This window comes from Chryseobacterium sp. Marseille-Q8038 (assembly GCF_965111995.1).
Genome location: NZ_CBCOPN010000002.1, coordinates 2,234,551 through 2,257,016, shown reverse-complemented (window position 1 = coordinate 2,257,016; position 22,466 = coordinate 2,234,551). Strand labels below are relative to the sequence as shown.

General features: G+C 36.1%; 19 protein-coding genes. 10 read left to right on the top strand and 9 right to left on the bottom strand.

Going from position 1 to position 22,466, the window contains the following annotated elements; genetic code table 11:
- Window positions 1-22 precede the first annotated feature (22 nt).
- Both ACWPWS_RS24250 and ACWPWS_RS24245 read left to right on the top strand, forming a co-directional pair.
- Window positions 23-772, top strand: coding sequence for an RDD family protein (locus ACWPWS_RS24250; RefSeq protein WP_454048176.1), 750 nt, complete (start codon window positions 23-25; stop codon window positions 770-772).
- Between the two features lie 232 nt (window positions 773-1,004).
- Window positions 1,005-1,295 carry a GNAT family N-acetyltransferase gene (locus ACWPWS_RS24245; RefSeq protein WP_454048175.1) on the top strand — a complete coding sequence of 97 codons (291 nt, stop codon included), beginning with the start codon at window positions 1,005-1,007 and terminating at the stop codon, window positions 1,293-1,295.
- Here the strand turns inward: ACWPWS_RS24245 and ACWPWS_RS24240 are convergent.
- From ACWPWS_RS24240 to smpB, 5 genes are all read right to left on the bottom strand, one after another.
- Window positions 1,284-2,255, bottom strand: coding sequence for a glycosyltransferase family protein (locus ACWPWS_RS24240; protein WP_454048174.1), 972 nt, complete (start codon window positions 2,253-2,255; stop codon window positions 1,284-1,286). The two genes, ACWPWS_RS24245 and ACWPWS_RS24240, sit on opposite strands and share 12 nt — an antisense overlap.
- Window positions 2,256-3,080 carry a UDP-2,3-diacylglucosamine diphosphatase gene (locus ACWPWS_RS24235; RefSeq protein WP_454048173.1) on the bottom strand — a complete coding sequence of 275 codons (825 nt, stop codon included), beginning with the start codon at window positions 3,078-3,080 and terminating at the stop codon, window positions 2,256-2,258.
- Between the two features lie 57 nt (window positions 3,081-3,137).
- On the bottom strand, window positions 3,138-3,878 hold the full coding sequence (locus ACWPWS_RS24230; RefSeq protein ID WP_105683368.1) for a YebC/PmpR family DNA-binding transcriptional regulator: 741 nt from the start codon (window positions 3,876-3,878) through the stop codon (window positions 3,138-3,140).
- Window positions 3,879-3,973: 95 nt separating this feature from the next.
- Complete coding sequence (locus ACWPWS_RS24225; RefSeq protein ID WP_454048172.1) at window positions 3,974-5,488, bottom strand: OmpA family protein; 1,515 nt, start codon at window positions 5,486-5,488, stop codon at window positions 3,974-3,976.
- 77 nt (window positions 5,489-5,565) lie between these two features.
- Window positions 5,566-6,024 (bottom strand): SsrA-binding protein SmpB, encoded by a 459-nt coding sequence (smpB, locus tag ACWPWS_RS24220; RefSeq protein ID WP_105683426.1) that lies wholly within the window; start codon window positions 6,022-6,024, stop codon window positions 5,566-5,568.
- A 121-nt stretch (window positions 6,025-6,145) separates the two neighbouring features.
- Between smpB and ACWPWS_RS24215 the strand changes: the two genes are divergently transcribed.
- The gene (locus tag ACWPWS_RS24215) at window positions 6,146-7,768 is read left to right on the top strand and encodes an ABC-F family ATP-binding cassette domain-containing protein (protein WP_209786140.1); all 1,623 of its coding nucleotides are present in this window, start codon (window positions 6,146-6,148) and stop codon (window positions 7,766-7,768) included.
- An 81-nt stretch (window positions 7,769-7,849) separates the two neighbouring features.
- On the opposite strand, the gene ACWPWS_RS24210 is transcribed toward ACWPWS_RS24215, so the two are convergent.
- On the bottom strand, window positions 7,850-8,662 hold the full coding sequence (locus ACWPWS_RS24210; protein ID WP_454048171.1) for a M48 family metalloprotease: 813 nt from the start codon (window positions 8,660-8,662) through the stop codon (window positions 7,850-7,852).
- A gap of 109 nt (window positions 8,663-8,771) precedes the next feature.
- On the opposite strand from ACWPWS_RS24210, the gene recJ reads away from it, so the two are divergent.
- From recJ to ACWPWS_RS24190, 4 genes are all read left to right on the top strand, one after another.
- Window positions 8,772-10,484, top strand: coding sequence for a single-stranded-DNA-specific exonuclease RecJ (recJ, locus tag ACWPWS_RS24205; protein WP_209786142.1), 1,713 nt, complete (start codon window positions 8,772-8,774; stop codon window positions 10,482-10,484).
- Between the two features lie 45 nt (window positions 10,485-10,529).
- On the top strand, window positions 10,530-10,886 hold the full coding sequence (locus ACWPWS_RS24200) for a four helix bundle protein (RefSeq protein WP_454048170.1): 357 nt from the start codon (window positions 10,530-10,532) through the stop codon (window positions 10,884-10,886).
- A 33-nt stretch (window positions 10,887-10,919) separates the two neighbouring features.
- Window positions 10,920-11,504, top strand: a complete 585-nt coding sequence (gene nadD, locus ACWPWS_RS24195) for a nicotinate (nicotinamide) nucleotide adenylyltransferase (RefSeq protein ID WP_105683364.1) — start codon at window positions 10,920-10,922, stop codon at window positions 11,502-11,504.
- Between the two features lie 84 nt (window positions 11,505-11,588).
- Entirely contained in the window at window positions 11,589-11,927 is a 339-nt protein-coding gene (locus ACWPWS_RS24190; protein ID WP_079240268.1) for a DUF3817 domain-containing protein, read from the top strand.
- Between the two features lie 61 nt (window positions 11,928-11,988).
- On the opposite strand, the gene ACWPWS_RS24185 is transcribed toward ACWPWS_RS24190, so the two are convergent.
- Entirely contained in the window at window positions 11,989-13,770 is a 1,782-nt protein-coding gene (locus tag ACWPWS_RS24185) for a carboxypeptidase-like regulatory domain-containing protein (RefSeq protein WP_454048169.1), read from the bottom strand.
- 321 nt (window positions 13,771-14,091) lie between these two features.
- Between ACWPWS_RS24185 and ACWPWS_RS24180 the strand changes: the two genes are divergently transcribed.
- The 3 genes from ACWPWS_RS24180 (at window position 14,092) to ACWPWS_RS24170 (ending at window position 19,608) form a co-directional block, all read left to right on the top strand.
- Window positions 14,092-16,353 carry a TonB-dependent receptor domain-containing protein gene (locus tag ACWPWS_RS24180; RefSeq protein ID WP_454048168.1) on the top strand — a complete coding sequence of 754 codons (2,262 nt, stop codon included), beginning with the start codon at window positions 14,092-14,094 and terminating at the stop codon, window positions 16,351-16,353.
- 45 nt (window positions 16,354-16,398) lie between these two features.
- Window positions 16,399-18,666, top strand: a complete 2,268-nt coding sequence (locus ACWPWS_RS24175) for a TonB-dependent receptor domain-containing protein (protein WP_454048167.1) — start codon at window positions 16,399-16,401, stop codon at window positions 18,664-18,666.
- An 81-nt stretch (window positions 18,667-18,747) separates the two neighbouring features.
- The gene (locus ACWPWS_RS24170; RefSeq protein ID WP_454048166.1) at window positions 18,748-19,608 is read left to right on the top strand and encodes an alpha/beta hydrolase fold domain-containing protein; all 861 of its coding nucleotides are present in this window, start codon (window positions 18,748-18,750) and stop codon (window positions 19,606-19,608) included.
- 49 nt (window positions 19,609-19,657) lie between these two features.
- On the opposite strand, the gene ACWPWS_RS24165 is transcribed toward ACWPWS_RS24170, so the two are convergent.
- Window positions 19,658-21,412: a discoidin domain-containing protein gene (locus tag ACWPWS_RS24165; RefSeq protein ID WP_454048165.1), complete on the bottom strand. Its 1,755-nt coding sequence runs from the start codon at window positions 21,410-21,412 to the stop codon at window positions 19,658-19,660.
- Window positions 21,413-21,439: 27 nt separating this feature from the next.
- Window positions 21,440-22,465, bottom strand: a complete 1,026-nt coding sequence (locus tag ACWPWS_RS24160) for a hypothetical protein (protein WP_454048164.1) — start codon at window positions 22,463-22,465, stop codon at window positions 21,440-21,442.
- Between the last annotated feature and the right edge of the window lies 1 nt (window position 22,466).

Genomic DNA, 22,466 nt, shown 5'->3' with positions numbered 1-22,466 from the left:
TAAGGCTAAAATAATAAAAAATATGTCTCAAATTGCGATAAATACCTCACAAAATGTAAATATTAATTTTAATATTGCAGGCGTAGGAGAAAGGATGCTTGCCTTCATTATTGATCTTCTGATCAGGATTGCTTATGTGGTGATTATCCTGTATTTGTTCTTCAATATTTTCGATTTGGGATATTTGTTAGATGGCCTTGATGACTGGTCCATACGAGCGGTATATCTCATTCTTACCTTCCCTATTTATATTTACCCTCTTGTTCTGGAAAGCCTTATGGAAGGGCAGACTCCCGGTAAAAAGCTCATGAAAATCAAAGTGGTAAAGATTGACGGTTACCAGGCCAGTTTCGCGGATTATATGATCCGTTGGGTCTTCAGAATTGTAGATGTTTCATTTGCCGGAATAGTAGGGCTTATTTCTATGATCATTTCTAAAAACAACCAGCGTTTGGGTGACATTGCTTCCGGAACAGCTGTTATTTCTCTAAAAAACAATATCAATATCTCCCATACCATCCTGGAGAATATCCATGAAAATTATATTCCTTCTTTCCCACAGGTAATTGCTTTGAGTGATAATGATATGAGAATCATCAAAGATAACTATACAAAAGCCTTAAAAGTTGATGACCGCCAGATCATCAGTAAACTGTCTGATAAAATCAAAAGCATTCTGAAGCTGGAAATTGACGCCACTAAAATGACGGAAAGACAATTTATTAACGTTATTATTAAGGATTATAACTACTATACGGGGAAAGATAATTAGTCCGGGCAATCGTGAATTTTGCTGCGCAAGTGAATTGTCAATCGAGAATTAATAGTATTATAAATTGACCATTCCCTGTTGCTTGTTGCTTGTTGCTTGTTGCTTGTTGCTTGTTGCTTGTTGCTTGTTGCTTGTTGCTTGTTGCTTGTTGCTTGTTGCTTGTTGCTTGTTGCTTGTTGCTTATGCAAAGGTCGGTTCAATTTTTGTATATTTAACCATAAAGTTCAGAATTATGAAATTTGAAAACAATAAATCCGGAAACGGCGGAGTTCTTACTTTAAATAACGAAGTAAAAGAAGTAGGGAGGCTTACCTATACCATTTTCCCTGAAGACCATAAATTCATTATTTCTTTTGTACTGGTACATCCGGAATTTGAAGGAAGAGGAATGGGAAAATTTTTAGTAGAAGAAGCCATCAGATTTGCCAGAGAAAACAACTGGAAAGTATATCCACACTGTTCTTACGCAAGATCCGTAATGATGAGAATGAGTGATGTAGACGATATATTTTTAAAGAATTAAAACTTCATTGAGCAGGATATCTTCAATATCATCAGGATAATCCACTTTTAGATGATGGTCAGAAGCTACCCACTCCATAATTTCCTGAAGATCTAAAACCTTGGAATTGGGGATTCCCATTTTGTCCAGAGCGCATGCATTACATTCCTGTTCATATTGATTATGGATAGGAATCACAAATAGTTTTTTATCCATAAACAGTGCTTCTGCGGGTGATTCAAAACCTGCGTTACATAATATTCCCTCGCATCCTTCGAAATATTTCAGATACTGGCTTTCATCTATAGGAAATACTTCTACATTTTTTACTTTTACCTGTACTTTGCTGTATTTTGAAAATACTTTCCACTCCACAGGAATTTTTCTTAAAACCTTAATGATATTTTCATCTGCAAAACTGGGAAGGTAAACAAGATAATATCTCTGTTTATAAGGATTAAGATTTCTTATTTTTCTTCTGATCACAGGTTTTTTAATCTGTGGATGATAGTTTTCAAAATGAAACCCGATTTTCCTTTCACTGGGAACGTAGTATTTTAAAATCATTTCACCCAGAAAATCCTTTTCCTTTGGCTTGGGTGTTTCCGCAAAACTCATGGAAGCCTGATGGCTCAGCTCTATCATCGGGAGCTTTTTCAGCTTGGCAGCCCAACCTGTCAAAGGCTCATAATCATTAATTATTAAATCATATCGGGAGAGTTCCAGTTCTCTGATTGTTTTGGCAGCTTCAAGGAATTTATTTTCCGTGAACGTTTTTCGATAGGATAAACCGCCTGTTTTGTTATAAAGAAGGGAAATGCCCCTGTATTGGTAATTAATGTCGAAATCAGCCTTTAATTGCGACTGGTGTCCACTGATCAGGGTATCAACAGATGCATATTTTTTGAGAAGAGGAATAATTTCCTGAGCTCTGGCTACATGTCCGTTTCCAGTACCCTGGAATGCATACAAAATCTTCATTTAGGAAAAGTTGGTTACAATTTTTAAAAGCGCAGAATTATCCATTTCAGGAATGTCTTCTACTTCATCATCTTTCAGTAAATGTTTATGCTCATCATAATAAAAAATCTTCCATTCTTTATCATGGTATTCTAAAGCGGAGAGATTTTCAATCCAGTCACCTGAATTCAGATAAGTGCAGGATCCTTTTTTATTAACCACCTCACGAATCTGTGGCTGGTGGATATGGCCACACACCACATAATCATATTGATTGTCAATAGCCAGCTCAGAAGCGGTCAGTTCAAAATCACCGATATATTTTACTGCTTTTTTCACATTGTTTTTGATCTTTTTCGAAAACGAGTATTTCTCTTTACCCATTTTTTCTAAGAACCAATTTACAACATTATTGATAACAATTAAAAGGTCATACCCTTTTCCGCCAAGTTTGGCGATCCATTTTGAATGCTGGACGGATGCATCGAAAACATCTCCATGAAATATCCAGGTCTTTTTCTGATCAATATTCAGACAGATCTTATTACAGACTTTCAGCTTTCCCAATTCAAAATCTGTGAACTTACGGAACATTTCATCGTGATTGCCTGTAATATAATAGACATCTGTGTTCTTGGTAGCCAATGAAAGAATCTTTCTGATTACTTTCAAATGAGGTTTAGGGAAGTAAGACTTTTTAAACTGCCAGATATCAATAATATCACCGTTTAAAACTAAAGTTTTAGGCTGGATGGAATTGAGATATCTCAACAATTCTTTAGCCTTACATCCATAAGTTCCCAAATGAACATCCGATATAACAACTAATTCAACGTTTCTTTTCATAGTTTTGTACAAAGAAACTAATTGAAAATTAACTGTATATGAATGCTATATTATTTTTTATAAAGAGTTCATCAGCTCTTCAGTGATTTCCATGTTGTGGTAAACGTTTTGCACGTCGTCATCCTCTTCGAAACGCTCAAGCATTTTCATATTAGCTTTGAACTGTTCTGCATTAACTTCTTTTGTATTGTTTGGAATTCTTTGAAGTTCTGCACTTTTTGCTTCAATCCCCAGATCATCTAACTTGTGAGATAGCAAACCGAAATCTTCAAAAGCAGTTGTAATCATTACCTCCTCTTCGTCTTTTTCTACATCTTCAGCACCGCCATCAATCATTTCCATTTCAAAATCATCCCAATCCATTTTGATCTGAGCCAAATCAATTGTGAAAATTCCTTTTCTGTCGAAGATAAATGCCAGTTCACCATTTTTCCCAAGGTTACCATCAAACTTATTAAAAACAGCTCTTACGTTGGCAACCGTTCTTGTTGTATTGTTTGTAGTACATTCTACAAAAAAAGCAACACCACCTTGTCCGTAACCTTCATATGTAATTTCTTCATAGTTCTCAGCATCAGCACCGCTAGCTTTCTTAATTGCACGTTCTACATTATCCTTAGGCATGTTTGCCCCTTTCGCATTCTGGATACATCTTCTCAACGCAGGATTAGATTCCGGATCTGTTCCACCAGCTTTTACAGCCAATGCAATATCCTTTCCTATTTTAGAGAATGTTTTGGCCATTTTATCCCATCTGGCCATTTTAGACGCTTTTCTATATTCAAATGCTCTTCCCATTTTAATTTTTAAATTTCCAACAAAATTACTCAAAAGTCAACAAAAAAAAAATACCTCCAATCAAATTGGAGGTATTCATTATTTAGAAAAATTAATTATTTTTTCTTTTTAGCAGCAGCTTTTTTAGCCGGAGCTTTTTTAGCACCTTTCTTAACAGCTTTTTTAGCTGGTTTAGCTACAGTTAAGTCATTTTTCTTGTAAGTATCCCACTCAGCACCTGAGATCGCTCTTACGATAACTTTTCTGTCTTGTTGTCTTTCAGCATCACTTGCAGTTGCAGGAACAGTAGCTTCCTGAGAACCGATACCGATAGATTTCAATGTTGCAGGGTTTACACCTCTAGCTTCTAAAGCACCTACTACAGCAGCAGCTCTTTGTTTAGAAAGTTTCAAGTTGTAAGCAGCAGCACCTTTAGCATCTGTCATACCTACTACTACGAAGTTTTCAGCTGGAGCATCTTTGATGATCTTAGCAGCACTGTCTAATTTATCGTTAGACTGAGGTCTGATTGTAGCTTTGTTGAAATCAAATAAGATATCTTTAAGAGCTTCAGTAGCTACAACAGCAGTTGGCTTCTTAGGAGCTGGACATCCGTTGTATTCAGGAAGACCTGGAACAGTAGGACAAGCATCATCTTTATCTAGGATACCGTCACCGTCTGTATCTGGCCAAGGACAACCATTGTTTTCAGCAGGACCTGCTACTGTAGGACAAGCGTCATCTTTGTCGATTACACCATCACCGTCAGTATCTGGCCAAGGGCATCCGTTGTTTTCAACTGGACCTGCCACTTCTGGACATTGATCGTCTTTATCTGGAACTCCGTCACCGTCAGTATCAGGACATCCTTGGAATTCTGGTAAACCTGGAGTATCTGGACAAAGGTCATCTTTATCTAGGATACCATCCTTATCTCTGTCTCTGTTTCCAAATCTGAATAAGATAGAAGCAGAAGCTTGCCAAAAGTTAGCAACAGTAGATTTGTCACCTGGAGTTGATACGTAATCTCCTTGTACACCAAGACCGAAGTTTTTAGTTACCCAGAAGTTAGCACCAGCACCTGTAGCTACAGTAAAGTGGTTAGCTTTACCGTTTTCATTACCATCCTTACCGTTTGAAACAGTTTCGATTGCGTTACCGTTAGCATCAACAGATGTTCTAGGGAAAGTAAGAGCTGTATAGTCATGTCTTAAGTAGTTAGCACCAACTCTTAAATATGGATCAAACCAAGATTCTTCGTTCCATAAAAGACCTGCAGCGTGAGCCTGGAAACCAAGACCTGTCATTAGGAAAAATTCTTTCCCCATGTTGAATCTTTTGTTTTCAACATTTCCAACAGAAGTTTGCCAGTCAATTACTAAACCTTTACCAACGTTTCTAGCAACTGTTAACTTAGATAGTGGAGGTGTAATAGAAAAGTTGTTCACATTGAACATACTTTTTGTCAAATTGTTAGCAGAGAACGTATTACTGAAGTTACCTCTTGCTGCTACATGGTTTTCAGCATGAGCACCAACTCCGATTAACCACGGATTGTTGGTAGTCTGTGCGAAAACAGTAGAGGCAACAGTAAGCGCCAATGCTGAAATTCCTAATTTTAGATTTTTCATAGAATTAAATGATTAAATAATTGATAATGCAAAATAAATATAATTTTTCTTTATATACAAAGTTTTTCAAATGATTTTTAACTTTTCTTTAATATTCTGTCGAGGTTCCGTTTATTTTCTCTATCTTTTATTGCTTCCCTTTTATCGAAAAGCTTTTTCCCTCTACCAAGCGCTATCAGCACCTTCGCTTTCCCTCTTTCAGTGATATATAATTTTAAAGGTACTATGGTGTTCCCAGCATCCTTTAACTTTTTTTCAAGTTTTTGCAATTCTTTTTTGTGCAAGAGCAATTTCCGTTCCCTTTTTGTTTTATGATTGTAAAAAGTTCCTAATTTATACTCATCAATCATCATGTTGATGATGTACAATTCCCCATCAATAAACTGACAGAACGATTCTGTTATAGATGCTTTGGATGAACGTAAAGATTTTATTTCTGTACCCGTTAAAACCATTCCGGCTTCGTATTCTTCAAGAATTTCATACTCAAATCGGGCTCTTTTGTTTAATATGTTAACTGTTTTCTCAATCTTCATCATTTTAAAATTTCGTTAATGAAATATATAAAAAATACCATACATTTAAAAACTTGACTATTATAATATTACAAAATACCCAAATTCTTTTCGTATTTTTGCGCCAAATTTACAAAACTATATGTTAACAGTATCTAACTTATCTTTACAATTCGGGAAAAGAATTCTTTTTGACGAGGTAAATATTATGTTTACCAAAGGAAACTGCTACGGAATCATCGGAGCAAACGGTGCGGGAAAGTCTACATTCCTGAAAATATTAACAGGAAAGCAGGATCCTACAACAGGACACGTATCTCTGGAACCAGGGAAAAGAATGTCAGTTTTGGAGCAGGATCACTTTGCTTATGATCAGTTTACTGTTCTTGAAGCGGTCTTAAGAGGTAATAAGAAATTATTTGAGATAAAAGAGGAAATGGATGCGTTATACGCAAAAGAAGATTTCTCTGACGAAGACGGTATTAAAGCCGGTGAACTAGGTGTAGTTTATGATGAAATGGGAGGATGGACAGCAGAATCTGATGCTCAGACGATGCTTTCTAACGTAGGAATCACTGATGATATGCACTGGCAGCTGATGGGTGAACTTGAGAACAAAGACAAAGTAAAGGTTCTTTTGGCTCAGGCACTTTTCGGAAATCCTGATGTATTGATTCTGGATGAGCCTACCAATGACCTTGACATTGATACCATCTCATGGTTGGAGGATTTCCTTGCAGACTATGAAAACACGGTAATTGTTGTATCTCACGACCGTCACTTCTTAGATACGGTTTGTACACACATTGGTGACCTTGATTATTCTAAGCTTAACCTTTATACAGGAAACTACTCTTTCTGGTATCAGGCATCTCAGCTGGCAACAAGACAAAGAGCTCAGGCAAACAAGAAAGCTGAAGAGAAGAAAAAAGAACTTCAGGATTTCATCGCCAGATTCAGTTCTAACGTTGCTAAGGCAAAACAGGCTACTGCAAGAAAGAAAATGATCGACAAATTAAATATTGACGACATCAAACCATCTTCAAGAAGATATCCTGCCATTATTTTCGAAATGGAAAGAGAGGCCGGGGATCAGATTCTAGATGTAAAAGGTCTTGAGAAAACAAAAGATGGAGAATTACTATTCTCTAATATTGATTTAAACCTTAAAAAAGGAGATAAAGTTGCTGTACTTTCTAAAAACTCTTTAGCAATTACAGAATTTTTTGAGATTCTAGCTGGAAATGTTCAGGCTGACAAAGGAACTGTTGCTTGGGGAGTTACTACCAATCAGTCTCACATGCCTTTGGACAACACAAATTTCTTCCAGGAAGACCTAAGTTTAGTGGACTGGTTAAGACAGTTTACAAAAAATGACGAAGAGCGCCACGAAGAATTCGTAAGAGGATTTTTGGGAAGAATGCTTTTCTCAGGTGACGAGGCTTTAAAATCATGTAAAGTACTTTCAGGAGGTGAAAAAATGAGATGTATGTTCAGTAGAATGATGCTTCAGAAAGCTAACGTTCTTTTACTGGATGAACCAACCAACCACTTAGACCTTGAAAGTATCACCACTTTGAACAACTCTTTATCCAACTTCAAAGGGAATCTTTTACTGGCATCTCATGACCACGAAATGCTTTCAACAGTCTGTAACAGAATCATTGAACTGACTCCTGCAGGAATCATCGACAGAGAAATGACGTATGACGAATACCTTGCTGATAAAAAGGTGAAAGAATTAAGAGAAAAAATGTATTCTTAATCCGAACAACATTAAAATCTATATAAAAATACCTCAAAGCTGTGCTTTGAGGTATTTTTGTTTAAACAATAAATAAAATAATTATTTCGTCAATTTTGCTGTAGGTAAAGAAACCGTTCCCGGATCTTTCCATAACCCTTCTTTTTCAGCTTTCTTTTTAACAGCCTCTGCCCTTTTATTACTATCCGGGTGAGAATTGAACATTTTCTCAAAATTCGTTTGTGTACTTCCTTCTGAAAGTAAAGCTAGCTTTTTGAATGCCGTATAAGCTCCTACTACATCATATTTATTCGCTTTCATAAAATCATAAGAATAAGTATCTGCTTCAGACTCCTGTTTTTTACTGTGTGAAGCATCTAAAAATGCATTGGCCATCTTTCCTACCTGAGTTTCATTAAGAGTAGCTACAGCAGAAGAAGCTGATGATGCGGCATCTAAAGCAGCAGCCTTCAGGTAAGCTGATTTCATCGCATCTTTGGTATCCTGATTTTTTACGTGACCTATTTCGTGTCCGATTACGGCAAGTAATTCATTATCAGTCATCATATCCATTAATGAAGAGAATACACGTACACTTCCATCTGCACAGGCAAATGCATTGATATCTTTCACTTTATAGACTTTATAGTTTAGGTTCAGACCGTCCTGAGATTTGTGTTTTCCAAACAATTTGTTCAGTCTCACAGTATATGGATCTTTTGGTCCTGCTACAGGGTTATTTTTATCCATCCAATCTACAGATTCTTTGGATAATTTGATCGCATCTTCGTTGGTAAATGTTAAGGCTTTTGCACTATTTGAAACCATTCCGGCAGCTTTTCCGAGGTTAATTTTCTGTGCGTTGATCGAATACGCAGCCCCCACTAAAAGAAGGCATAGAGTAATTTTTTTCATAGTCATTTAAAATTTGGAGCACGAAGGTAGCTTTTTTTTAACAATTATTAAGTCAAAACTTCGTTTCAGTTCTTCACAGAATGCTATTTTTTTTCCTTATTTTTGTGAAATGAGTCAAAAATGGATTTACAAGCCTGAACCCGATGAGGAAGTTGTGGACAGACTAAGTTCGTCACTTGGTTTTGGTACTTTTGAATCTAAAGTCCTCGTTCTTAGGGGAATTGACAATTATCAAAAGGCCAGAGAATTCTTCAAACCTAATCTTAACGATATACACAATCCGTTTTTAATGGCAGACATGCAAAAAGCTGTAGAGCGTATTGCCACTGCAATTGAAAATGGTGAAAAAATATTGGTATATGGTGACTATGATGTGGACGGAACCACAGCAGTTGCCTTGATGTACCTATACCTCAGCAAAATTGTTGAGAAAAAATATCTGGACTATTATATTCCGGACAGAAATTCTGAAGGATATGGAATTTCCACGGAAGGAATTGATTTCGCCAAAGAAAATGGTTTTTCATTAATCATTGCTCTCGACTGCGGAATTAAGGCAATTGATATGATCAACTATGCCAGTAATCTGGATATTGATTTTATTATTTGTGACCATCACCTTCCGGGCGAAGAGATTCCCAATGCAGCCGCTGTACTTGACCCTAAAAGAAGTGACTGCCGATATCCTTTCAAAGAACTTTCAGGATGTGGTGTTGGTTTTAAACTTTGCCAGGGACTAAATACAATCTATAAATTACCGGATGCAGAGTTATTTGAACTGACAGACCTTTTGGCCATCTCAATTGCCGCAGATATTGTTTCCATGACAGGAGAAAACAGAGTTTTGGCTAAAATGGGATTAAAAACCCTCAGAAAAACCAGAAATCTTGGTTTAAGATTATTGATCCCTGAGGATAAGCTTTCTCATTTTGAAATTTCCAATATTGTTTTTGAAATCGCTCCTAAAATTAATGCTGCAGGACGAATTTCTCATGGTAAAGCAGCCGTAGAACTTATGGTTTCCGACAATCTGAAACATGCGAATCAGATTGTAAATGATATCATGAACCTTAACGATGAAAGGCGTGAACTGGATATGAATTCCACACTTTCGGCCCTGAATCAGATTATAGAATCCCAGCAAGAGACCAAACATACCACCATCGTTTATCATCCTGAATGGAATAAGGGAGTAATTGGTATTGTAGCCTCCAGACTTATTGAAACGTATTACAAACCAACCCTTGTATTTACCGATGGTAATAATGGGGAAATGGTAGCTTCCGCAAGATCTGTTTCTGATTTTGATGTACATGAAGCGCTGGATATGTGTTCTGAATATTTTCTTAAATTCGGAGGTCATCATGCTGCCGCCGGACTTTCGATGGAGAAAGATAAGTTTGATGCTTTCAAGGAAAAATTTGAAAGAATTGTTTCTGAAAAAATCAAAGAGCATCAAAAAGAACCATCTATTACTATTGATACGGAAATTAAAGTTGATGAGATCAACAGAGAGTTTATCAATTTCCACAGAAAGCTGGCACCCTTTGGACCTCATAATATGAAACCTATCTTTACATTAACGGACCAGAAGCTTTCCGGGTATGTGAAAACAATGGGAAAAGATAATAATCACCTGAAGTTTTATATCAGACAGGAATCTACGGGACGAAATATCGAATGTGTAGGATTCAAACTGGGACAGTTTGTTGAGGATTTTAAAAATAAAAATTTCGACCTTGCTTTTACCCTGGAAGAAAATCACTGGAAAGGCAATGTGACGCATTATCTCAATATCAAAGATGTAAAATTCAGAGAGTAAGAATAGGAATTAGGGATTAGGATTTAGCAATAAGGTGTAATGCATATGGGAAATTATAAGGAATTAATCGTCTGGCAAAAATCTGTAGATCTCGTTACAGAAATCTATCAAGTAACAACAGATTTCCCAAAAGAAGAACTGTATGGACTTGTAAGCCAGATCCGCAGATCCTCAATTTCAATTCCATCAAATATTGCTGAAGGTCATTCCAGAAGATCTACTATTGACTATCTTCAGTTTTTGAAAATTGCAAGAGGTAGTAGCGCCGAATTGGAAACCCAATTGATTATTTCAAGAAATTTAAATTATTTGAATCCTGAAATTTTTCAAATTTTGATCGAAAAAACATCCGAGATATCAAAAATGCTGAATGCAGTAATTACAAAACTTCAAACTCCCTAAGCCCTAATTCCTGCAACCCAACTCCTTATAACAATGAAAAAAATCGGTTTATTTTTCGGATCATTTAATCCTATTCATATCGGGCATCTTATTCTGGCCAATTATATTCTGGAAAATTCTGATATGGATGAGCTTTGGTTTGTGGTAAGTCCACAAAATCCGTTTAAAGACAAAAAATCTTTACTGAATGACCATAACAGACTTGATATGGTACAGCTTGCCGTAAAGAATTACCCCAATATGAGAGCTTCAAATGTTGAGTTCTCCCTTCCTAAGCCAAGTTATACTATTGATACCCTTACTTATCTTCATGAAAAATATCCTGATTATTCTTTCAGTCTGATTATGGGAGAAGATAATCTGAAAGGCCTTCACAAATGGAAAAATTCTGATACGCTGATCAAAAATCATCATATCATTGTTTATCCGAGAGTATTTGAAGGAGAGAAAAAAGATTCTGAATATTTACAGCATGAAAATATCTCTCTCATCAAGGCACCTGTCATAGAACTTTCAGCTACAGAAATCCGTAATATGGTCAGGGATGGTAAAAATGTAAGACCTATGCTTCCACCTGAAGTTTTTGAATATTTGGATGGTAGCAGTTTTTATAAGTAATTTTGCAAATCAGAAATGAGAGGCTAAAAACTAAAAGCCGGAGAAAGACTCTTACCTTTTAACTCTCACCTCATAACTCAAGAAATGGACTTCATCGAAAAACTTTTCTCAAAATATTCTCAGGAAAAAATTATCAAATGGTTTAAACAGATTTGTCTTGCAGAAGCCATTTCATGTCTTTTACTGTATGGTGTTGCGATGATCTGGATACGATATGATGAAAATTTATATTCTATTATCTTCATCAGCGTTATTGGCAGTTTACACGGATTATTTTTCACTCTTTATCTTTTGCTCTGCCTTCCGGCAAGAAAAATTTATAATTGGGATGATGAAGATTTTGTTTTTGCTTTATTATCTGCATTCTTCCCTTTTGCAACGGTTTGGGTAGATAAAAAGCTAGCCCGATTCGACAGAGAATAAATAATAGATATATTACATAAAAAAAGGACCTTTTCGGTCCTTTTTATTTTTACTACGATGATTAGAAATCCCGTTTCACATGCCCTGTTGCTGTGAAGGTATGATTTCCTGAATTATCGGTGTATGTTCCATTAACGGTAAAATCAATGTAGTCTCCTAAAGCTCCAAAAGAAGTTATATCGACAACCAAATTTCCATTATTTGATGTAATAGAACCTCCAGAAAATTCGAACCCGTAATATGAAGTAAAGCTTGCTGCGACTCCCGTCATATTGTTTTGGGTCATAAAGAAAGTGGGGCCAATTGGATTTATAGAAATTATTCTTAATTGTTTAGCTGGCAGATTAGGTGATGTAGAAGTAAGCCCTGTCCATTGCGCATTGAACGGTCCTGACAAATTAATAACAGGCTGATTATCAATTTTATAATTTATAAATTCATTCACAGAATTACAAGCCATGATATTCCCCAAATTTACTGTCGTAGATGTAGCCGTGAAAGTAACATCATTGGTACTCAATAAATTAACATTATCAAATCCTTCATATCTAAACTGTGGATTTGGTGTACATGAATAAGTATTGAATGTAAAACCTCCGTTATTATCTACCGGGACTGACATATACTGGAAATAATTTGTACTTACTGTTGGTTTCAATTCTACATAACCATCACTCACATTGGCATTGGCACATGTTTTCAGAACTCCCTGAATGGTATAGTTGGTAGATGTAGAAGGGTTTACAACAATATCTGAAATAGTCGTTATGACTCCAGTTGGAAACGGACCTACGTTTGATGCATAAATTACATTGTTACAAACATCATAAACTTTTAAGCTAAGAACCTCACCTGCCGGAACAATTCCATAGACCATTCCTGCATTATCTGTCATCCCGTAAGTTTCATATGCTTGAGAAATTCTCATTAAAGCTACCTTAACATTGGGCAAAACCTGCCCTGCTGCATTTTTTATTGTTACTTTCAAGGTTGCCTGTGGAAACTGTGCATCACAATTCCACCAGGAAAAATGACTTACTGTTCCTACATAGGTATTTCCCATCTTTGTTGCAGAACCTTCTTCTTTCCACATTCCGGTGTCTTCATTATAGGACCATAGTGGTATTGTGGCTGGTGAGCTGGATGTTTGTGCAGCATCTACCGGAACAGTAATTTCTGCGTTATGGCCGTTTGCAATCTGAAGATTTTGCCCGGAACTTCCTGTTAATTGTACATGGAGCATCCCAAAAGTTTCCATCACTCTGGCATTTCCTGCTGAGTTGGTTGCCAAGAAAGATCCTGGCATTAATTCATTAAGATATAGGTTGGATGGTGCCAGGTGAAAAACTCCCACGCTCACATTTCCTGAATAGGCATTTCCGTTGGCATCTTTAAAACTTCCATCGAATTTTACTTTAGTTCCGTTCGGTAATGAAACGGTAGAGATAGAGCCTGTGGCAATTGTAGCTGTTGTGGTTACACGAATCATCATGATATTCACTCTATTTATTCCGTTGGTAGGAACTAAAACCCGTGATGCATTTACAAAGCCTGCTTTTGTTACTTTTACATGGGCAAAATTTTCTTTTACCGAAGCATTCTTCAAGGTAAAAAGGCCTTTAAGGTTGGTTGTTGCCGTGTTAGCTCCAATGGTAACTGTTGCTCCGGAAACCGGATTTCCGCTTGTATCAAGAACGACACCCTGAAAATTCTTTTGTGCTGTATTCCCAAAATTATAATTAGATGGAGAATCTGATGGGTTTTCATCTATTTCTACGAAAGATTCACTTTTACATGAAAATAATAAGATAAAGAATAAAAATAAAAGGTAAAATTTTCTCATATGGCATTAATTTTTAGTTTTCACTAAATTAATAATAAAATACCATCACCTATCTATTTTATTATTTTTCTTCATTTTTAAAAAAAATATTCATTAATTTTTTGGTTTGATGTAACAATTAACATCAGTTATTTGTCTTATTATACAGAAAGGTCAGGCAAGCAATATTTTTAATGTAATTTTTATTAACTGATAATCAATTAATTATAATTATTCAAAAACATTTCTAAGTACTTTGTATTGCATGATACTAGATTTATTATATATCTTTGCAATGTTAAATAACTAACCATACAAGCTATTAATTAAAAAAGAATAATCATGAAGACTCAAATTCTTATTGCAGCACTATTTTTCGGTGGACTTATCACTGCCCAGCAGAAAAAAGACAGTATGAAAGTAAATGCTATTGATGCAGTGAATATCAAGAAGCAGGTTTTCAAAAAACAAGGAGACCGTTTGGTATATGATGTAGCTTCTTCATCTATTGCCAAAGGAACAAACACCTTTACTCTTTTAAAACAAACTCCGATGATTTCCAGTATTGATGGAAAAACGTTGAAGATCCTGGGAAAAAATGATGCGATCATCTATATCAACAATAAGAAAACCAATATGGATGCTGAGGCATTGATTGAAATGCTGAAATCTACTCCATCTGAGGATATCCAGAAAATTGAGGTGATTACAGTTCCGGGAAGTGAATTTCAGGTTGAGTCTAAGGAAGGGGTAATCAATATTGTAATGAAAAAAAGCAAGAACAACGGTTACAACGGAACGTTGAAAATGCAGAATGAGCAAGCTTATTACAATAATCCCAATGCTGGAGCTTCATTTAATTTCAGACAAGGAAAATGGTCTGGGAATTCTAATTTCAGAATGGGAAGCTGGACAGACAGACAGAGATATACGTTGTCAAACGGAGATTCTACATTCAAAAATGAATCTTTTGGATTTAATGATGATCCCAATAAAAATTTTGGAGGAGGCTTCAATGTTGATTATGAGATTAATAAAAAACACAGTTTCGGATTCTCTTACAATATGAGATATAATAAAAGTTTCAATTCTGTACTGGATATTACGAACTGGCAAAACGGCGTATTAAATAACAGAACTGTCAACAACGAGGATGCACAAACCAGAAATCATTCTTTCAATTTGAATTATGAGATGAAAACAGATTCTCTGGGAAGTAAGCTTACCTCAAACGTTTCTTATTTATGGTTCAACAGGGATAAGGTAAGTTTCAATGAAAGTTTTCCCTTAACAAATGACACGATCAACAAGTATTCAGCGCTTCATCAATCAGTACCTCAGATTATTAACAATTATGCCGCTAATATCGACTACCTGAAAAAAACGGCTAAAGGTGCAACTTGGTTAATGGGAATCAGCTATAATCATACGAACACGGATAATGATACCAAACAAGACAAATTAATAGGTGGTGATTTTGTGATAGATCCTAAACAAACCAATCACTTCATTTATAAAGAAAATATACTGGGTATTTACCTGAACTATGAACGTAAACTGACTGAAAAAATATCTGGAAAAATAGGAGCCCGCTACGAGATGACCAGAAGTACCGGAGAGATTCTGGAAAAAACAGGATTCGAAAGAAACTACAACAATCTTTTACCTTATCTGAATTTAAACTATGCCATCAATTCTGATCACAATCTGAGTTATACTTTCTCAAGCAGAATCCGAAGACCAAGATTTTGGGAACTCAACCCGTCCAGAACCTATTTCACTCCTACGAATTATACACAGAACAATCCATTTGTTCTTGCTTCAAAATTTTATAATCAGGAGCTGAACTATATGTACAAAAATGCATTCTATGCCAATCTTAGCTTTAATATGGTAGAAGATGCATCTGCTTCTGACATGCTTCCGTTACAGGGAACTTTAACCACTCCAGAAAGGGATAAAAATGGAAATATAGTCTATGGCCCAGACGGAAATATGATCATGAAAACAACAAGATTTTTAAGATATATAAGAACCAATTACGGTAAAAACAGAGAGCTCGCTCTTACGCTGGGAATGAACAAATCATGGTTCAAAGACATATGGACAACCAACTATTCTGTCAATTTGGGCTATGTTACCTACAAAGGCGGAGTATGGGAAGATCCAACTTCTCAACTGGGTCAGTACGAATCCGAGTCACTGGATCCTTATATCATTGATGTAAAAAACTACAATATGTCTGCAACGATCAATAACGTCATCAGACTTTCATCTAAAAAAGACTGGTTCTTAGGAGTTAATTACTTCTTTGCAAGCCAGACCGCTATGGAAGGAGGTATGATAGGCGCCAGACAAAGCTTTGATTTCAGTCTGAAAAAAATTGCAGGGGACTGGACGATTGTAGCGGAAGTGAGTGACTTATTTAATCAAAGCTTCTACAGAGTAAGAGGAGTACAGCCTAACGGAAAGTTTAATAATATCACCAACTTCAATTATCCAAGGCTCATGAGCATCGGTGTTACCTACAATTTCGGAAATCAGAAACTGAAAAAAGCAAGGGAAATGAAATCAGCGAATGATGCTGTAAAATCAAGAACCTAATCTATACAACGTATACCACTAAATCCACTCTTAAATAAAAACAACATGAAACGTATAATTTTGTCAATGGCCATCGTATTTGGTACTTGCGCATTTGCTCAGGAAAAGAAATCTGATACGGCAAAAACAAAAAATATAGAAGGAGTTACCATCACAAAACAGGTTTTTAAAAAGCAAAGTGACCGTTTTGTATATGATGTAGCAGCATCTCCTGTAGCTAAAGGAAATACCACTTTTGATCTCCTTAAACAGACTCCGTTATTATCTTCCACAGATGATAAAACATTGAAAATTGCAGGAAAAAATAATGCTCTGATCTATATCAACGGAAGAAAAAGCAATATGGATTCTGAGTCTCTGGCTCAGTTCCTGAAAAATACTCCGGCTGAAAACATCCAGAAAATTGAAGTGATTACAGTACCCGGAAGTGAGTATCAGGTAGAATCATCTGATGGGATCATCAATATCGTTTTAAAGAAAAAAATGAGTGATGGCCTCAACGGAAACATGAGAATGTCTAATACTACCAATAAATATAACGGGAGCCAGGCAAGCTTCTCAGCCAACTACAGAAAAAACAAACTGGGAGTAAGCGCCAGTCTTAGTGGTGGTGAAAATATTGAGGCACAAACTTACACGTTAAGAAACGGAACAGCCAAGACTTCTAACGAATCTACAGGAGATATTGATGATCCGAACAAAAACATCGGGGGTTATCTGAATATTGATTACCAGCTGAACGACAAAAGCAATCTGGCTTTATCATGGAATACCTGGGCTAATAAAAGTTACAATTCAACAGTAGCTTTGTTTAATACCATAAAAAAAGAAAGTGCAAAAGAACCAGAATATACGTGGTCCAAAAACAAAGAAGATGCGCGATCTTATAACAATTCTGTAAATTTAAATTATGAATTAAAAACGGATTCATTAGGCAGTAAACTGAATGTAAATGCAGCTTATCTTAACTACAGAAGATTTCAGTTCACAGATAACCAAACTTTCGCTTCGGATATTGACAGAGTTGTAGGGACAAGAACAAGACAAGTTATTCAGGATCTTCCACAGATCATTAATAACTTCTCCGGAATGGTGGATTATAATCAAAAGTTTAAAAATGATCTGACAGTATCTATAGGCGGAAATTACAACAAAACCAAAACAGATAACGATTCTAAAAACACTACTTATTCTTTTAATCCCGTAAAAGATCCGGATTCAAGACCTAACCATTTTATCTATGATGAAAATATCTACGGAATGTATATTACCGTTGAGAAAAAAATTTCCGACAAACTTTCTGGAAAAGTAGGAGCCCGATACGAAATCACAAACAGTTTGGGAACTTCTGACAACGCTCCCACAGAGGCTCTTAGAAGAATTGAAAGAAATTACAAAAACCTTCTTCCCTATCTAAGTCTGAATTATGCAATTAATGATAAAAACAATATTTCTTATTCCTTCTCTAGCAGAATGAGAAGACCAAGTTTCTGGGAACTTAATCCGGTAAGAAACATCCTGACAGATGATAATTATACTCAGAATGACCCATTTGTAAAGGCCTCTTCCACCTATAATCAGGAGCTTACTTATATGTACAAAAATTCATATTTCCTGATTTTAAACCATTCTTATATTCAGGATGCGATCACACAGGTTCCGCTGCAAGGTTATCCTGTATCACCTGAAGGTAAAATAGGAGAAAATCCTGCTTTAAGGTATATCAGAACCAATTTTGGGAATAAGCAGGAAATGTCCGCAATGGTAGGTATTCAGAAATCGTTTTTCAAACAATACTGGACGACCAACTTTAATATTGGGGTGCAGCATAATATTAACAATGGAAGTCTTGATACTGACCCTACTACCGGAGACCGCTTCAAAGATGACAAAGGACCTGAAGGGAAATTTATTACCTATACCAATAAAACCAATTCTACCAGCCTTCTGATCCAGACCAACAATACCATCCGTCTTGATAAAAAGAAAACATGGTTCTTCGGACTTAATTACTTCTTCGTAGACAAGCAGCAGATTGAGCTTGGTTCTTTGAAAAATTTAATGAGTTTAGACCTCAGCCTTAAGAAAATGTGGAACGACTGGACTTTTGCAGTGAATGTAAATGATGTTCTTAATACCAACATCGTTAAAATTGAAGACTTTCAGGAAAATGGAAATTATAATTACATCCATCAAAACCGTTACAACAGAAGTTTAACAGTAAGCCTTACCTACAATTTCGGAAATCAGAAAGTAAAAAAGGTAAGAGACATCGAGGGAGCTTCAGATGCTATCAAAAGCAGAACAAGATAAAAAGAAATTTCTTTCTTCATATTCAATTATTCTTACAGTATCCGCTGATTCTTTTCAGCGGATTTTTTATATTTAATAGTTATGAAAAAAGATGTACCTATTATTTTGATTTGCCTAGTCTTACTTTTTACATGGAATGGCTGTAAAGAAAAAAAGATAGAACTGGGCAAAGATATCCACTTTGATAAAGAGGAAAATATTCATTATGGAAACAGCCCGGAACAGATTATGGACCTCTATATTCCCGCCAAAAAATCTCAGGGTAAAAAAGAGGTGTTCATTATTATTCATGGTGGAGGCTGGCGTAGTGGAAATAAATCACAGCTCACCTTCTTCACCCTTTCTCTAATGCAGAAGTTTCCTGATCATGTTTTTGTTAATATGAACTACAGACTGGTTTCAGAAACCAATTATGGTCTGCCTAATCAAATGAATGATATTAAAGAGGTTTCTGCTTTCTTAGAAAAAAAACTCAGGTACAATCCTAAATTCATATTATTAGGAAACAGTGCCGGAGGGCATTTATCCATGCTATATGCTTATAAATTTGACACAGATAAAAGGATAAAAGCAGTTGTTAATATTGTTGGCCCTGCTGACCTTTCAGATCCAGGTTTCAAAAATTATCAGGAATATTCTTTTGTGGAAAGAAGATTGGTAGACCCTAATGTATCAGGACTTGGAATATCCAGAATAGATTTTGCCAGTCCTGTTAAATGGATAAATAAAAATTCTCCTCCTACTCTATCTTATTACGGCAATTCGGATCGTGTGATTCCTTCTACTCAAGAAAAGATCTTAGATTCAACTTTAAATAAAAATCAAGTTATCCATGAATCCTATCAATTCAATGGCGGACATCTGGATTGGGATAAACAGCCCAATGATCAATTTCTTATAGATAAAATTGAATCTTTTCTTAAAAAAGCAGGCAAAAAATAACACGTTCTGATATTTCAAAACGTGTCATTTTTTTATCTTTCAAATTGATTTATTCAGATTTTGCCACAGCTGTTCTTTCGGAAACACCATTGGCGTTGAAAGCTTCAATCTGGAAATAGTAAGCATCTGTTCTGTCTGCACCCGTGAAGAAATATTCATTCTTTCCGTAGACCATAATGCTTCCGTACAATTTATCCGGAGTCTTTCCAAAATAGATTACATAGCCGTCTGCTTCAGGATTCTGCTGCCATTTCATCCAGATACTTCTTCTTTCCCCATATTTTTTAGGATCGGCTCTTAAAGGTACGAAACCCTCTACTTTGGCAGGCTGCTTTCCGGCTCCTTTTCCAAATACTCTGAAACCGCTTAATGCAAATTTCCCGGTAGGCATTTTAAGGTTTTCCATTTTAAGGAAACGGGCTTTTGCGGGTTGCTCCAATTCAACATAGTCGTGCGGAACATCTTTCGTATTCTTGCTTTTATCCACAATCATATTCCATTTCTTCCCGTCATTAGATCCATAGATTTTATACTGATGCATTTTTCCCAAAGTTTTCCCCATAAACTCTGCATCCTGATCTGCATAATTGATCTGAATGGCATTAATAGTAGAAACTTCACCAAGATCAGTCTGGAACCATTCTCCTGAATTTCCTGTTTTAGCACTCCAATAGGTCTTGATATCTTCATCCACAGCATAATTGGACTGATATCCTCCTAAAGTAGATGAAACCTGCACCGGTTTATTATAATTCAGCAACATCCATCCGGTAAAAAGACCTTTTGTAAAATCTTTTCCCTGAGCATACTGTGGAAGATAAGTTGGATAATCTCCATAAGCCGTATTACAGTACATTACATCGTCTTTATCAAAACCTGCCGGCCAGATTCCCAGCCTTCTTTCAAAATTATTTTTGGTGGAAATAAAGATGGTTGAAATATGCCACCAGTTTTTATAATTGTCTTCAAAAGTAGCTCCATGGCCTGCTCCTCTGGCAAAACCACCCGGTTTATAGGAAAACGGATTATGCTGTTGGTATTCGAAACCTTCCAAAGGATTTTTACTTACGTATACTCCATCGGAATATCCACTGAATTCTGTTGCGGGAGCACCATACTGCATATAATATTTCCCGTTATGCTTCGTCATCCACGCCCCTTCTACAAAAGGCTGAAGAAAGACATTGTCATTGTATTCCCCGAAACGTTCCCAGCCATGGTCTTCAGGTTTCAGTTTAAGAATGGGTTTTACAAAACCTTCTGACTGAAGATTTTTCACTTTTACCTCTGTTCCTAATAATGGCCATTCGTTGCTTGAGCCCCAGTAGAGGTATAATTTATTTTTATCTTCATCATAATGGAATGCCGGATCCCACGCTCCTACTTTTAGTGTATCCACTGCAATTTTCCAGTCATCTTTGGTTGGGTTTGTACTTTTCCAGATGGGAAAGTCCTGTTCCCACGTGGAACCGTAGACATACAGAGTATCTTTCATTGCCCAGACAGCCGGCGCATTAAGATCATGGATATATTTATTATCTCTGAGGAATTTCCTTTTTACAAATTTCCAGTCCAGCATATCATCGCTATACCAGTATCCTTCCTGGTTTGTAGAAAAAAGAAACAGTTTATTCTTAAAATTAACAATTACCGGATCTGCTGTAGCACGGTGTTTTCCCTGTTTTGAAAAAACTTCGAAAGGAGTATAACCATAATCAATGTTAATAGGATTACAGAACGTTTTCTGCTGGGCTCCTACAATAATTCCAAGAAAAATTGCTAATGCCAGAAAATATTGTCTCATTTTTAGATTTTAAAGATTATCGCAAAGTTAGCTAACTTTTTTGGGTTTTCTCCAAATAAAGCCATCCAGGAGATAATGAGTAAGTTGTGGAACGACCAGCAATGGAATGAGAAACTGAAATAATTTTTCTGACACCATTATATTGAGGGAAAAATGTTCATTCCATACTAAAGTTTCCCATAAAAGTTCTTCCAAAAAGGCAAAACCTAAAATAACTCCTACAAACAAAAATATTCCTGAAGCGGATTTAAAAATAGATATCCAGCTCAGCTGGGGATTTTCTTTTTGTTTGATTTCCCGGATATAAATCAATGCGACATAGGGAATTCCGTGGGAGACAACATTGAGAAAAGTAAAAAGAAGATCATTGTTAAAGTAAACAATCCCAAAATACCAGGAAAGGAAAGTTCCGATGATCAATGCTGTTTTAGGAATATTAATATTCTTTGTTTTAAAAGCTTCAAAAGCAGTTTTGATGATCCAAATGGTAAGAATTGTGAAATATATTATGGTCATCAAAGGGACATAATCCGGAAGATTTTTAAGCCAGTCAAACTCATTGCTGACAAACCATGTAAAGGCACGTGGTGTTTTAAACCAATACAGCATGGGATAAATGGTAGCAGAATAAACAGCCACCTCATCTATTTTCTTACTCCAGTTATTCGGTTCAAAACGGGCGTAGATTCTCATAAAACCATATTGCTGGCGTATAAAATGAAAAACAGCTACCAATGCAAGGACTGACCAGAATGTCAGGCTTCCCAATTGAAACAGAATAATTCCCAATATCCAGCTCACAAAGGGAATTCCCAGATAAAGCAGTTTATTTTTCTGAATTTCACCTTTTACAAAATACGTTTTGAACAGGGTGGAATATACGTGTGCCACATCCACAAAAACAATCAGAAAGAGCCATGTGTAAAAAGAGTAATGGTTTTCCAGCCCCTGAATCTGTTTCTGAAAAAGAAAAATAATCAGCAGCACCACGAAAGGCGGTGATAAAATAAACCACCAGTCTGTTTTTGCGTTATGTATCCAGGGTTGTTTCATC

Excerpts from the sequence above, each read along its gene's own strand:
- ACWPWS_RS24250 (WP_454048176.1), top strand. The coding sequence starts at position 23 with ATGTCTCAAATTGCGATAAATACCTCACAAAATGTAAATATTAATTTT.
- ACWPWS_RS24245 (WP_454048175.1), top strand. The coding sequence starts at position 1,005 with ATGAAATTTGAAAACAATAAATCCGGAAACGGCGGAGTTCTTACTTTA.
- ACWPWS_RS24240 (WP_454048174.1), bottom strand. The coding sequence starts at position 2,255 with ATGAAGATTTTGTATGCATTCCAGGGTACTGGAAACGGACATGTAGCC.
- ACWPWS_RS24235 (WP_454048173.1), bottom strand. The coding sequence starts at position 3,080 with ATGAAAAGAAACGTTGAATTAGTTGTTATATCGGATGTTCATTTGGGA.
- ACWPWS_RS24230 (WP_105683368.1), bottom strand. The coding sequence starts at position 3,878 with ATGGGAAGAGCATTTGAATATAGAAAAGCGTCTAAAATGGCCAGATGG.
- ACWPWS_RS24225 (WP_454048172.1), bottom strand. The coding sequence starts at position 5,488 with ATGAAAAATCTAAAATTAGGAATTTCAGCATTGGCGCTTACTGTTGCC.
- smpB (WP_105683426.1), bottom strand. The coding sequence starts at position 6,024 with ATGAAGATTGAGAAAACAGTTAACATATTAAACAAAAGAGCCCGATTT.
- ACWPWS_RS24215 (WP_209786140.1), top strand. The coding sequence starts at position 6,146 with ATGTTAACAGTATCTAACTTATCTTTACAATTCGGGAAAAGAATTCTT.
- ACWPWS_RS24210 (WP_454048171.1), bottom strand. The coding sequence starts at position 8,662 with ATGAAAAAAATTACTCTATGCCTTCTTTTAGTGGGGGCTGCGTATTCG.
- recJ (WP_209786142.1), top strand. The coding sequence starts at position 8,772 with ATGAGTCAAAAATGGATTTACAAGCCTGAACCCGATGAGGAAGTTGTG.
- ACWPWS_RS24200 (WP_454048170.1), top strand. The coding sequence starts at position 10,530 with ATGGGAAATTATAAGGAATTAATCGTCTGGCAAAAATCTGTAGATCTC.
- nadD (WP_105683364.1), top strand. The coding sequence starts at position 10,920 with ATGAAAAAAATCGGTTTATTTTTCGGATCATTTAATCCTATTCATATC.
- ACWPWS_RS24190 (WP_079240268.1), top strand. The coding sequence starts at position 11,589 with ATGGACTTCATCGAAAAACTTTTCTCAAAATATTCTCAGGAAAAAATT.
- ACWPWS_RS24185 (WP_454048169.1), bottom strand. The coding sequence starts at position 13,770 with ATGAGAAAATTTTACCTTTTATTTTTATTCTTTATCTTATTATTTTCA.
- ACWPWS_RS24180 (WP_454048168.1), top strand. The coding sequence starts at position 14,092 with ATGAAGACTCAAATTCTTATTGCAGCACTATTTTTCGGTGGACTTATC.
- ACWPWS_RS24175 (WP_454048167.1), top strand. The coding sequence starts at position 16,399 with ATGAAACGTATAATTTTGTCAATGGCCATCGTATTTGGTACTTGCGCA.
- ACWPWS_RS24170 (WP_454048166.1), top strand. The coding sequence starts at position 18,748 with ATGAAAAAAGATGTACCTATTATTTTGATTTGCCTAGTCTTACTTTTT.
- ACWPWS_RS24165 (WP_454048165.1), bottom strand. The coding sequence starts at position 21,412 with ATGAGACAATATTTTCTGGCATTAGCAATTTTTCTTGGAATTATTGTA.
- ACWPWS_RS24160 (WP_454048164.1), bottom strand. The coding sequence starts at position 22,465 with ATGAAACAACCCTGGATACATAACGCAAAAACAGACTGGTGGTTTATT.